We start from the raw sequence: 13,143 nt of genomic DNA on the forward strand, positions 1-13,143 counted from the left end.
CTCTCTTATCCTTTGTTAATAGAAGTTTCAGATGGTTGAACTAATTTCGGTAAAACGACGATAAATAAAGCAATAAGGCCGATGACAATAATTGCTAGGAAAATCATCGTGCGCGTATTATTAGAAGCTGTTTCGTAACTATTAAACTGGCTATCAGGCAACTGCTTCTCTCCCTTACTTTTGTCCATAAAGAGATTGAGTTCGGAAGATTTTGCAGCGACCGTACTCTTTTCCCCTCTAATGGACGTTTGAAATAGAAAAGAAGTGTCGCTTCTATTTGGAAGCTTTTTTCTCCCATCAAAGTAAATATTAAACTGCTTTTCCGGGATCGTGTTCTTTATCTCTGTTTTCTTTTCATCATGCAGATAATCTGTGTTCTTTTTGAATTTTAGCTTTTCATATATCACTGGTTCAAGCTCATCAATCGTTTTATCTTCCGCTGCCAGGACAACTTGTGTGTCTACAAATAAAAAGATGATTGCTAGTAAAACAAGTAACATCATCCTATTAGTTTTCATATGCTTCCTCTGCCTGCACTACCGGTCTATTCGTCTGTTTAAAGTACGAAACGGTTAGCATAATAATTGCGATTGCGCCTGTTATGATTGCTCCCCATAAGAAGCTCGTCTCTGGTTCATATTTAATAGACATATAAACCGTTGATAACATATCTGGAAGTGGAATATCTGGCACCGCAAGTATTAATAGTGGAATAATATATACACACATTAGTACAACACTTGCTATCCATCCCGCTGATTGACCAAACTCAAGCGCAGTACGAATAATCCCTGCACTTGCAAGCAATAAGAGAATCGTGAAAATAGTCCATTCTACTGCCCGGTCGTCATTCAATATATACATATTAATACTGTATAAACTAATGATGAGCCCAGCGAGTAAAGACAAAATTGCAGTAAGACCTAAACGTAATCCGATTGGACCTTCTTTCATTTGATACGTGAAATAGCCGATCAAGAGACTACTAATAAGTAAAATAATAAATAGAATGACCGGAGGCACTTTCTGCGCTTCTTCTGAAAGTTCCGCTTCCCCTTTTACATCTAATGGATTGACAAAGTGATTGAAGGCATATCCATTTTCTTGACCATCAACATACGTGTTTGCAAGGAATCCTTTAATATCCTCGTCAAATGCTGCCATAGCATCGACATTAGTTTCCCATTTATTACTAAATTCATTGGAAGTATTCTTGATGTCGCCAGCTTTTGCGGATAAATCATTTGCATAATTGACCAAACTACTCTGTTTTTGAGATAAAGATTGCATCATTCCGCTTAATGAAACTAGCTGGTTACTTACATTTTGTTGACCTGACATAACTTCCCCTTCGGAAGCTGTTGACATAGGTTCACTCGATCCGATCATCATTGACGGTGTTTGAATTTGTTGAAGTAGCATATTTGCTTGTTCATCAATGGCATTTAAATCCGACAGTAACGATGTATGCTGTTCCTCCACCGTTTCTTGGTAACCGGACATAATTGCTGCAAACGTTGTATTCAAATCCGTTAGGCCAAGTTCTGTTTCTGGAATGCTTTCACTTACAGAAGTCCAGCCTGCAAGCTCTTCCTCATTCAAATCCACCACGTTTTTCAATAAAGCTGTTAAAATTTCATCTTCTAACATGGCGTCCTTATTTGCAGTTTGCCCTCCCTCACTAAGCGTAAATTCAAATTGTTTCAGCGTTGCATAATAGGAAAGAAGAGCACTAGTATCTGTACTAGTAGCACCTTTTGCAAATAATGCTTCTAATCTTGACTGCTGATCCGTTGATAAATGAGGATGCCTTAATAAGGTCTCTTCTTTTTGCTTGATCTCCGCACCAATCCTTGCTGTATCAACTGGATAGGAGTTTAATATTTGTTGCACCGATTCATATTCTCTAGCTATAGAATTGTAGTTTTCTAGTAGATTTGTATATTCGGCCGCTGCTTGTGAGTAGTCATTTTTTCCTTCTTCTTTTGTCTGATTCCAAATGGATTCTTTTGCAGAAATACCGGTATTGATCGTAGCTAATTCTTCTTCGAGTTGTTCAAGTTCACCGATAAATCCAGATTCCGGATCTGCTGCGGCTACTCTTTCTTTCATAGCAGAAAGCGCAGTTAACATATCCGCCACTTTTGCTCGTTCTTCTTCTAATGCAGGAAGTATAAGAGCTTCTTTACTAACTACTTTACGATTCATTTCTTCCTTCGTTGACATGAGCTGTTGCTGATCTGTTCCAATATTCGTTACACCTAATACAGCGGGACCGTTCTTTCCTGTTTCAATCCCTTTTTCCAAATTAGCTAAAATGGTGTTATTGTATCGATCGATCGCAGTTCCTTGTACGATTAGTAAGTCGGACAATTGGCGGTCCACTTCATTTTGACGTAATTCAGATAAGGAGTTCAGTTTCTCTTTGTTTGTATCTATTATTTCGTTTACTTTTTCAATTTCTTCGTTTAGTGTTTCTTGGTTGTCTTCGAGCATTTGAACGGATTTGTTATACTGTTCGGCTTGCATCGCAGCAGCAGCTTGAATTTTAGCTAAACTACTATCTTGTACTTGTTGTAAAATCTGTTTTTGAGTATCTTGAAATTCTCTGTATTGCTGAACATATGTGACGAATCCGTTCATTTGCTGACCAAATGATTCTGCATTTTCAATGCGTGAACTATGTCCATCGCTTGCTGTACCTATGGTAGAAAGTAGAGAATCCATTTGTTCTTTCTGTCTATTCATTTGATCCGCAAGCGTCTCCGATTCAGGCTTATAATAAGCCGACATCGTACTTAAAAATTCCGTTTCTTTCCCTAAAATATTCGCAAATTCTTTTTTAATATGATTCATTTCCTGGGCAATATAACTCCAGTAAAGCGTGGAAACTTTATCGTTTACTCGATTTGTAGCTAGTTCAATCTCGTTTAGCACACGCTCCTTTTTTATGCCCGTTTTTTGACGCTGCACTTGATAAGAAAAGGTCGCTTTTTTCGGATTTTGTTCATCGTAAGACATTATATTTTCTGAGAAGTTGGAAGGAATATATACGATTGCCTCATATTGATGGGATTTTAATCCATTCTCTGCAGCTCCACGCCCCATCACTTTCCATTCATACGGCGATTTCTCTGCCAAAATGGAAACTACCTCTTTTCCCATCTCAACATTTTCTTCATCCTTCGATAGCCCTCTATCTTCGTTAACGATGGCAATCACTCGTTTGTTCGTATTATTCAAATCTAGTAAGTTAACACCCATCAGTTGAAAAAACAAAATAGGGACTGCTAATATAACTAAAATTCCAGCGGTTAATTTCAACCATTTCATATGCTTATCTGATTTCATTGCAAAATCTTCCTCTCCATCTTGCATAATGGGAGTTGTACTTTCGTCGTATTCCCATTTAACATATAGTGTGCAAATCCAAGTGGTAATTCCGCTTCTTTTCGCTCATAAGCTAATGTGTATAATGTTTGTTCTGATTTTTTCGTATAAAGGATTGCTTGACGAATGAGTTTTAGTTCATTCGTGAATGCGTCATAGCCCTTTGTAATTTCTGCATTGTTTCCAGAAACAATGACATTAAATCCTAAGTGAGCATAGTTTTTCATCATTTTTGAAAGACGATCTTGAATACCGATATCAGCGACTTGCAAAAATCTTGTATATCCATCGATCACAAAATAAGAAAGAACTACTTCCACCTTGGCATTTCCTTGTTGCAATTTTTCTACATACGTTTTTTCCACATCTGCATAATACTGCTCTGCACGCGAAATCCATTCAACCAAGCTTTCTTTTGTTTCTAAATATTCAATTGCCGAAACATCCGAGAACATGGATAAACCTCGATCAAAGGAGTCAAAGATGGTTATAAATCCTGTTTGCTGTTCCATTAATGTAGTGAGCATCCACCTTAATGTATTCGTTTTTCCTCTTTGTACTTGCCCGACTAGTAGGCAATGACGATTTTTCTTAAAATCGATGGACATTGGACGTACAGTTTCTTCATCTAATCCTATTGGAACGACTCCATCTCTTGTTACAGGTTCCAAATAATTTGCAAAATGAATATCAGTTAACTCTAGTGGCAACATCGCAATCGGACTTGGAAGTACTTCATCACGATATTTATCCTGTAGTGCTTGAATATTCCTTTTCATCAATTCCAATACTTCAAAATCGTCTGCTCCTTTACCCGGAAGGTAAATTTGCGTGAAATAGGCGTCTTCTTTTTTCAATATCGCTCGACCTGGAAAAGGTTCTAAGTTAAAAGGAACACGCCCAATAACTGTAAAGGCTTCAGTTGCATCCAATAAGTAGTGGACAACCTTCGTTTTTAAGTTATTCATGAGCGATTGTCTAACAGATTGAACCCTTGTTGCTGCTATGAACAAATAAATACCAAGTGATTGACCATCTCTTCCGAATTGAATAAGTTGCGATTCCAATTCTTCCATTTCTTCACGGACAATATCATAGTTATCAACTACTAAATAGATAAATGGTAGTTTCTGTTCGGACAATTTGTTATACATATGGATATTGCTAACTTCTGTTTGTTGGAAAGCGATCTTTCTTTTTGCAATTTCTTCTTTTATTCGTTTGATGAGTTTTTCACGCTTTAGTTCTTCATCTATTGTGAAATAATCAGCTGTTTGTGGAAGTTGCTTTAACGGAAGTAACGACCCATTGCCATAATCTAAAATATAGAAGTTTGCTTCACTCGGTGCTAATTGCTCCGCTATTCCAAGGATGGCCGTAAGTAATGTATACGATTTACCATATCCGGAAGAACCGAATACCCCTAGATTTCCATCTTTCGTCCAGTCGTAGTTCACTTGCGTTTGACTTTGTTTCTCTGGTTCATCCATCATGCCAATTGGAACCCCTTTTTGTAAGGAAACATTCGCTAAATGTTTTTCCATTCGAAGTGCGAGTGGTGGCAACCATGGACTAGCTAGTTTTCGGATGTTTAGCTTTGCTGTCGTTTCTGCAATCTTAGCTGTGACAGCTTCTATTTCTGTTAAACCGCTTGATTTTTTCTTCCCATTTGTTGCGATACCAGAAAGCGGATAGAGACCGAGATCTGTAACAATTGCCACATCATCTTCGCCTTCCAATACTTCCTCCATATAGGCTGCTCCACTCCATGCAGACTGGAATAATTCATACACTTCGTTGTTCCCAACTTGTAAGTACCCTCGACCAGTTACCGTAATGGATGCGGCATCACTGTTTTTTAATATTTCTTTACTATCCGATGCATCCTGTACTTTCAACGCCACACGGAAACGAGCATTACTCCAGATTTGGTCATCGATAATGCCTCCGGGTTTTTGTGTTGCTAAAATCAGATGCACACCCAGGCTTCGACCAATTCGTGCAGTACTTACCAGTTCACGAATAAATTCCGGTTCCTCGCTTTTCAACTCCGCAAATTCATCGGAAATAAGAAATAAATGTGGTAGTGGCTCCACTGCCTTACCTGCTTTATATAAGGTGGTATAGTCATCAATATGTGTGACCGTATACTGATCAAATAGACGCTGCCTTCTTTTCAATTCACTATTAATAGAAGCGAGAGCACGCATACTAAAGTTTTTACTTCCTTCAATATTCGTGATTGTGCCAAGAAGATGCGGGATTTGTTTAAAAGGCTGTGCCATCCCCCCACCTTTATAATCGATTAAAAGAAAAGCCACTTCATGCGGATGGAAATGTACGGCCAGCGATAAAATATACGTCTGTAAAAACTCACTTTTACCAGATCCGGTAGTACCAGCCAGTAACCCGTGAGGACCATGCGCTTTTTCATGTAAATTCAACCGAACGAGCTCATCTTTTCCTTTAAAACCGATTGGTACAGCTAATGATTTGGCTGATTCGTTCATTGTCCAATTGTTACTAATCGGAACATCTGCTACATCTCTGACTCCGAACATTTCTAAAAAACTAACGGAATCAGGAATGGAATTTTTTATACCGATTTGATGATTCAACGTTCTTAACATGCGAGCAAAGCGTTCATTTGTCGATTGATCGTATGCATCTAAGCGAAATGGAATATCTACTGCTTTTCCAGCATCGATTAGAATGTCTCCCTCTTGTTCATTTACATAGCGAACAAGTGTATGGACATTTTCCGTCATACGCTCTTGTGCCGATTCCGCAAAAATAACAGAAATTCCAAGCTCTTTCGTGTTTTTGCTTTCTAAGTACTCTAAAATAACGTGCTCAGCAAGTAATGAATAATCAGAAATGATAAAAATAAGATGAGGCGCGAACTTCACTTTTCCTTTCATTTCATCTGCATCCCGCTCACGAATGAGTTCATATAAAGAAGAAAGTAACTGGTCCCGCGTTTCTTCGTTATGGATTAGCCCTCTTGCATGCATATGCGGAAGCTTGAAATGCGGCAACCACTTCATCCATTCAAATCTTTCGTATTCCTTGTGGTTAAAAATATAAATAAATCTCGTGTCATGATAACTATGCGAAAACGCTAGTTGACCGATTAGCTGATGCAATTCTCGTTTAATAACCGATTCTTTTCCGATTAGACCTAATATCCCTTCCGAGAGATTAGTTGTGATTGGTGCATTCGGAATTTCTTTATAGACAGCTTCCATTCGCTGTGCTTGTTCTAGCAAATCATCTATTTCTCTATTCGCCATATCTCCAGATGATAGTTTAACCTCATAGCTAGAGGGAATAGTACCTGTACCGAGTCGAAATTCTAAAAAGTCATGACTTTCCAATGTACGTTCCCAAATCCTCCCAGAAAGTACTTTCGTCATTTGTTTCATTTCTTCAAAAGGAGGGAAATGATAGGCTAAAACACGTTTCTGTTTTTCCGATAGTTCATATAGTTCCTGCCGCATATTTTCTAAGTAAGCCGTATATACGCGAAGTCTTTTTTCTGCATTTAACTTTCGTTTCTTTCGATCTTTGAAAAATTGAACGGTCGACATTACTAAAACAGCTAAGAACATCGCAATAGAAATGATGATGAAGCTTCCTCTTGGTATGAAGTAAGCAACGAGTCCTAGGACAACAAGCATGACAAGTGGAAGTGCGATAGTTAACAATAATCCACGTCCATTATCATCACTTTCTTGTGAAGGGAACGATATCGACACCTTGTCTTCAGGCAAGTCATAAATCATACGTGGCGTACGTCTATAATCCGGATACATATGGAATATTTCCGATTTTTGCACTTCGATTTCAGAAAGGCTCGTTTCATATACATTAGATGTTGTCACTTTCAACTGATCTCGCTCGATTAGTGTCATTTCCATGAATGCCCACTGGATAATATCACCAGTATGAAGAATTTCGTTCGTTTCACATCGTTTTCCATTCACAAACAAAGGACAGCCGAATTCTTTTTTAATAATCCATCCGCTTGCTATTTTGTTTAGTGAAAAATGACCAGACTCTACATGTTGGAATTGAACATTTTTCCGTCTGAATGTGGCAGTCTCTAGTTGACAGTCAAAAGAAACTTCTTGTTCATAGTCTATAAAGTAAGTCTTGGATGTGATAGGTGTCGAAGAAGCATATAAATGGAGAATCTTATCTTCTTGATCAATTCTTAAACCTTCTTCATCTGTTAATTTACCTACATACTCGTTTCCACTGTATACGGAGAGACTATTGTCTTCTTTTTTTACTGTTATATGTCCATTTATAAATGGATACGTTTGAATCGTGACGTCATTTTCTACTTTTGGACCGATTGTAAGGGGAATAAATCCATTTTCCTCCAAACTTATTCGCTGATAATATTCGCGGTAAAACAGCCATAATTGCAGCAATGCAAACACCTACTTTCTATCTGTTCATTTTCGCTTGTCTTTTCTTTTTTTCTGTTTCTTCTTCTTGCTCCATCAGTTTTTCATATTCTTCTACTTCTCTATCAATCTCATCTAAAAGTGTTTGCATCTCTTCACCTGATAGTTTCTGATCTGCTTTAACTTCCTCGCGTCGTTTCAATAGACCGTACGTAATAAGCTCGCCGTCTTCCATTGATCTAGCTAGGTCCACAGCATTTTCTGCTTCACCGCGATTAATATAAATCCAATACATTAAATAATTCGCATCCGTCTGTAATGTGATATTAGACAATACATTTTCCTTCTGTTCTTCATCTAATCGTTCATTCGTAACGGAAGCGTAAGCTAGTTCGTACAACACAACGTACGGCATAGCTTTCACACTATATGGACTTAATTGTGTAACAACTTGGCTGTAATTCTGTCCCAAAAAGTATTCATGGCTGAGCGTATATGCTTCGTGCTTTGGCTTTTCGTGTATGAAATAAATAATAGTAAATATGATTGCAGGAATAATTAGCACTCCAAGCCCTATAGAAAGCCATTTCGTTATCTTCCATTTTTTTCGTGGGAGTTTTACATTTGCCTGTTCCTTTATTTCCAATTGCTCCAATTGCTGACCGATAAAATCGAGTAAGGACTCACTATCCGTCATCGACATTAGTTTTGCACCAATTTCTTTTAACTCAAGAATCTCCGAGTATTTCAAATACTCCTCGAACGTAAACGAGGCGTCTATTGCAGCAGCAACGACAGCTTTTGTTTCTAACCAAACTTGCTCCTCATTCGTCTCATATGGCGGCAAGCTTCCCATCACACCGTAATACAAAAAGGAGGGATCCATCCCTCTGCTATATACAATGTTTTCCGGACAAACGATTAAATTTAAGCGAGGATAAGGATGAGCATAAACCTTTTCCACGAGTTGATAAGCAAACATCCATCTCGATTTTTCATCTTCTAAATGCATGTCGCTAAATCGCTTTAAGGAGGTCGGAATCATTGCTTGAATGATTAGTTCATCATCCGTTATCGTAATGTCCTTCGAAATTTTCGGGCTCACTTCTTTTAGAAAAATTATTTCTTCCGTTCGTTTAAAGCCGACCCGTTCTTTTTGGAAGACAAATGTTGTTTTACTTTCTTCTTCATTTATTTCTGCACCTATCCGATTTTTTAAATATGTATGTGAATTAGTGGCCATCTTCTTAACTCCTTCAAATAATTTCGATTCGATCACCAGTCGTAATTCCGCAATGCGCAAGTGTTAAATGACCTGGAAATAATTTATCTTTGTTTACTACGCGCACCCAATGACCTTCCCGTGGAGTTGTGGAAATTGCATTTGCTTGCAACGCTATATCGATCATTTTTTTCATCGTATAATAATCGGATAGTCTAAGATCCATTACATCACCCTCGTAATTGGACAAGTCTACCGTAATTTCTATATACATAATTTCACCCCTATGAAGGAAAAAGCGCCTTCCTTTGTGGAACGACGCTCTACTCTTTTCTTCTTCCAAGTTGGAAGCGTTATCCGCGGATTTGACTCGCGATTTGTTGATCCGCATCTTGTAATGCTTGACCTGCACGGCTTAATTGAATTCCCACTTCACTTAATAGTTCACGCATTTCGTTAAAATGAGGTTTAAGTCTCTCGTATTGTTCAGCGAATGCTGCACTTGAAGACCCTTCCCACATTGATTGCAATTCACCAATCATTCCGTCTAAACGACCGATTTGGGATCCAACCTCCCCTGACTCATGGTTGTAGCGAGAAGCCATTGCATCTAGTTCTGCTGGTGTTACGCGAATAATTCCTGACATTCCATACATCTCCCTTATCTTTTAATTTTGTCATTTATAAAATAACTGTACTGGGAAGCAATTAAAGATTTGTGTAATGCTTCATCGTTTAGCAACTCACCAACACAGATACTTCCACTTTTTTCAGTAAATTAGGAAATAATGCTTCTATAGTCCAAGGATTCTATTCCCAACTTAATAGAGTTATAAACCCGAAATATTCAATATTTAAAAATAATTAAAAAGGTTTATTTCAGAAGCAAAATAATTGGATATATATGAAAAATAAATTCCTAAGTTTTCCTTAATATAATAAATAACACTACATGTTGCGGACGTCAAAGTTACAAAATTTACAATAAAAATTCCTTAGTTCCATGCACACAAGGACTTATGTCACATCATTTTAATAATGAATACTATTTGACACTTTTTTTATATCGTTTTCTGAAATATTCTTCTAAATAGCAAAAATTCATAATCATAAATTAAACCTAGTACTTTTAGATCATTTTTATCAGAATTATCAATAATTATCTCGATGTAACAATACTTAATTCTATGGTATTAAAGTGGCACTAGTTTTTCGATGCTGCCAACTAAAGATGGTTTGCATTTTAGAAAAAAAGAGAGCAACAAGAAGTGTCCGCTAGGATTTTCGCTGCATGTGGACGCTTTCCGCCGGCATGGCTTCAGCCGCTTCCCTCGCTCCTGCGCAAGCCCGTAGTAAAAGAGTTAATCTCATATGAAGTAACATGCGTATTAAAAGCTCGATTAAGTGTACTCTATGATTTCCGCTTCAGGCGGACGCTTTCCGCGGGGTGAGCGATGAGCCATCACCGACGCTACGCGTACGTTGTGATGTCTCATCTGTCTCACTCATCCCGCCGGAGTCGCCGCCTTTCGCTGCAATCAAAGGGACTTGTTGACTAATCAGTATCTAAGCTTAGCAGAGCTTGGGAATTAACAAGACCACCGCGATAAATCCCAATATTATATGTATCCAGTAAATGGCTTAGAGCAACAGACTGGTCATTGAATGCAACCAATACTATTGCGAAAGCAATCAATTCAATCTATAGAGCGACCAAATCAACTGAAAGTAACCAATCAATTGTCGAGTCGAGAGCAATCAATTCTCAAAGTATAGCTAAAAAGTGGTACCCTAATCATCTTGGAAAAAAGATATCCGCATACCATATGTTTTATGAATTCAGAAAATATTTAAAAAGCAAGGAGAAAAGTGAAATCCTTTTCTCCTTGCTTCTTATTCATAATCATAAAATCCTCGTCCACTTTTTCTACCTAAATGCCCAGCTCGTACTTTTTTTCGTAATAGGGGTGGTACTCTATATTTAGAATCGCCAGTTTCCTCAAATAATGTTTCGGCTACGAACAACATAGTGTCGAGTCCTATTAAATCAGCGAGTGCCAGTGGACCGATTGGATGATTTGCGCCGAGCATCATCCCTTTATCGATATCTTCTACTGATGCAATCCCTTCACCAAGGACGAAAATTGCTTCATTAATTAATGGAACTAAAATCCGGTTCACCACGAATAACGGTGCGTCCACAATAGAAATACTTTCTTTCCCAATTGACTCTACTAAACTAGATACAACCTCATAGGTTTCATCCGAAGTATCGGATCCTCGGACAATTTCCACTAGTTTCATAACAGGAACCGGGTTAAAGAAATGCATACCGATTACTTTTGCTGGTCGTCCAGCTGCAGAAGCAAGTTCTGTTATGCTCAGTCCAGATGTATTAGATGCAATAATTGCTTTTTCATTCAACAACGCGCCTAGCTCTGCAAACACTTTTTTCTTTACTTCCATATTTTCAATGATTGCCTCAACCACAACATCGGAATCCCTTAATACTGGTAGCTCAGTCGTAAACGTAATTCTCCTAAACACCTTTTCAATTTCGTGTAAATCCTTGCCTTGCTTTTTGTACACTCTTTCTAAATTTGTAGTAATGGATTGTTCTGCTCGTACTAGCGCTTCCGCATTCACATCGCATAACACGACCTCGTGACCGGCATCTGCCATCACTTGCGCAATCCCATTTCCCATCGTACCAGAACCTAGAACCCCTATTTTCATCTTCTCTACTCCCTTGAACCCAATTTTCCAATGCGCTTGCACAATTGAATCGTGAACTATCATTTAGAGCTTAGATGGTCTTTTTTCGTTACTAAATGAAAGCATTCCTTTACATCCGTTCCGCTTCGCTATTTCCCGGGAAATTTCGACAATTTTCTCAAACATGGACAATGTAAAGTAATAGATATTACTCCCTGGTCAATTGACGTAAGTAACGTTTCAGGCATGAACCGTTACAATCTTCTTCGTCTTCTTCGCTTCTTCATACTCTTTTACAAGACGATCAATGATTACTGCTGTACTATCAATTGATTTAACCGTTGTTACGCCGTGACCTGCTGACCATATATCTCGCCAAGCTTTTGCATCTACCATATGAGACAGGTCCACCATATCGCGTGGCTTTAGGCTTGTTGGATCGATATTATTTTTAAGCAAACTTGGAACTAAATAATTCGCATTTACCCCGCTAAAAGAGTCCGTATAAATAATATCGGCAATTGATGAATCGACAAGCATTTCCTTATATTCTGGAAATGCTACACTTTCTTCTGCTGGTATAAATTTAGTTCCCATATAAGCAAAATCTGCTCCCATAATTTGAGCTGCTAATATATCTTTCCCGCTTGAAATACCACCTGCTAAAATGATATAACCATCCCAAAATTCCCGAACAGCATCTATAAATGCAAATGGATTCAACGTTCCAGCATGCCCACCTGCACCTGCACATACTAATATAAGCCCATCTACACCAGCTTCTGCAGCTTTTTTCGCATGTTTTACCGTGATCACATCCGAAAATACTAACCCACCATAGCCATGTACAACCTCTGTTACCGTTCCAGGATGCCCTAAAGAAACAATTACTACAGGAGGTTCATATTTGCGTATTAAATCCAAATCGGATTCATGGCGCTTATTCGTTTTATGCGCAATGAAATTTACTGCCCACGGTTCAGTTGGAAGAGCTGCCTTTAAATCCGCTAACATTTCCTCGCATTTTTCTTCGGTCCGTGCATTGAGTAGTGGAATCGAACCAACAACTCCATTACGACATGAGGCAATAACTGATTCTGTACTAGATACTAAAAACATTGGTGCTACAATAACTGGTAGTTTTAACTTAGTTAACATACTTGTTTTTCCTCCTCGTATACTTAGCAACTGGTATATTGAGTAAATATGGTTATACTTATTTTAATTCGTAGTATTCTTTAAGTTTTGATTCACCGTTTACATCCTTCATTTCCATCTCACTTTTAGCATTATCTGAGTTATTTTCTTCTGTCCATCTACCGATTATTATTAGTTCCATAACTGGATAAAAGATTGCATGAAAGCGGACTTGGAAAAGCCCCATCCGTAGCAGTGCAAGAC

The 13,143-nt window shown here is 38.1% G+C and carries 9 protein-coding genes; all 9 read right to left on the reverse strand.

Going from position 1 to position 13,143, the window contains the following annotated elements:
* Positions 1–5: 5 nt before the first annotated feature.
* Entirely contained in the window at positions 6–518 is a 513-nt protein-coding gene (gene essA, locus BMZ04_RS02850) for a type VII secretion protein EssA (protein WP_093265031.1), read from the reverse strand.
* Positions 508–3,378 (reverse strand): type VII secretion protein EsaA, encoded by a 2,871-nt coding sequence (gene esaA, locus BMZ04_RS02855; protein ID WP_093265033.1) that lies wholly within the window; start codon positions 3,376–3,378, stop codon positions 508–510. The genes essA and esaA overlap by 11 nt, the downstream gene beginning before the upstream one ends.
* Positions 3,348–7,829 (reverse strand): type VII secretion protein EssC, encoded by a 4,482-nt coding sequence (gene essC, locus BMZ04_RS02860; RefSeq protein ID WP_093265035.1) that lies wholly within the window; start codon positions 7,827–7,829, stop codon positions 3,348–3,350. Before essC ends, esaA begins: the two co-directional genes overlap by 31 nt.
* Positions 7,830–7,845: 16 nt before the next feature.
* Entirely contained in the window at positions 7,846–9,048 is a 1,203-nt protein-coding gene (gene essB, locus BMZ04_RS02865) for a type VII secretion protein EssB (RefSeq protein WP_093265038.1), read from the reverse strand.
* Between the two features lie 13 nt (positions 9,049–9,061).
* Positions 9,062–9,301 (reverse strand): ESX secretion system protein YukD, encoded by a 240-nt coding sequence (locus BMZ04_RS02870; protein ID WP_093265040.1) that lies wholly within the window; start codon positions 9,299–9,301, stop codon positions 9,062–9,064.
* A gap of 79 nt (positions 9,302–9,380) precedes the next feature.
* Positions 9,381–9,674: a WXG100 family type VII secretion target gene (locus tag BMZ04_RS02875; protein WP_093265042.1), complete on the reverse strand. Its 294-nt coding sequence runs from the start codon at positions 9,672–9,674 to the stop codon at positions 9,381–9,383.
* A 1,246-nt stretch (positions 9,675–10,920) separates the two neighbouring features.
* Positions 10,921–11,763 carry a 3-hydroxyacyl-CoA dehydrogenase NAD-binding domain-containing protein gene (locus BMZ04_RS02880; RefSeq protein ID WP_093265044.1) on the reverse strand — a complete coding sequence of 281 codons (843 nt, stop codon included), beginning with the start codon at positions 11,761–11,763 and terminating at the stop codon, positions 10,921–10,923.
* Positions 11,764–11,982: 219 nt separating this feature from the next.
* Positions 11,983–12,900, reverse strand: coding sequence for an NAD(P)H-dependent flavin oxidoreductase (locus tag BMZ04_RS02885; RefSeq protein ID WP_093265046.1), 918 nt, complete (start codon positions 12,898–12,900; stop codon positions 11,983–11,985).
* 58 nt (positions 12,901–12,958) lie between these two features.
* On the reverse strand, positions 12,959–13,126 hold the full coding sequence (locus BMZ04_RS22185) for a hypothetical protein (RefSeq protein WP_177184293.1): 168 nt from the start codon (positions 13,124–13,126) through the stop codon (positions 12,959–12,961).
* Positions 13,127–13,143: the final 17 nt, after the last annotated feature.

Origin of the sequence: Psychrobacillus sp. OK032 (genome assembly GCF_900111345.1) — a bacterium.
GTDB lineage: Bacteria > Bacillota > Bacilli > Bacillales_A > Planococcaceae > Psychrobacillus.

Bases quoted from the DNA above. Each gene is read 5' to 3' on its own strand.
- essA (WP_093265031.1), bottom strand. From the start codon at position 518: ATGAAAACTAATAGGATGATGTTACTTGTTTTACTAGCAATCATCTTT.
- esaA (WP_093265033.1), bottom strand. From the start codon at position 3,378: ATGCAAGATGGAGAGGAAGATTTTGCAATGAAATCAGATAAGCATATG.
- essB (WP_093265038.1), bottom strand. From the start codon at position 9,048: ATGGCCACTAATTCACATACATATTTAAAAAATCGGATAGGTGCAGAA.
- BMZ04_RS02870 (WP_093265040.1), bottom strand. From the start codon at position 9,301: ATGTATATAGAAATTACGGTAGACTTGTCCAATTACGAGGGTGATGTA.
- BMZ04_RS02875 (WP_093265042.1), bottom strand. From the start codon at position 9,674: ATGTCAGGAATTATTCGCGTAACACCAGCAGAACTAGATGCAATGGCT.
- BMZ04_RS02880 (WP_093265044.1), bottom strand. From the start codon at position 11,763: ATGAAAATAGGGGTTCTAGGTTCTGGTACGATGGGAAATGGGATTGCG.
- BMZ04_RS02885 (WP_093265046.1), bottom strand. From the start codon at position 12,900: ATGTTAACTAAGTTAAAACTACCAGTTATTGTAGCACCAATGTTTTTA.
- BMZ04_RS22185 (WP_177184293.1), bottom strand. From the start codon at position 13,126: ATGGGGCTTTTCCAAGTCCGCTTTCATGCAATCTTTTATCCAGTTATG.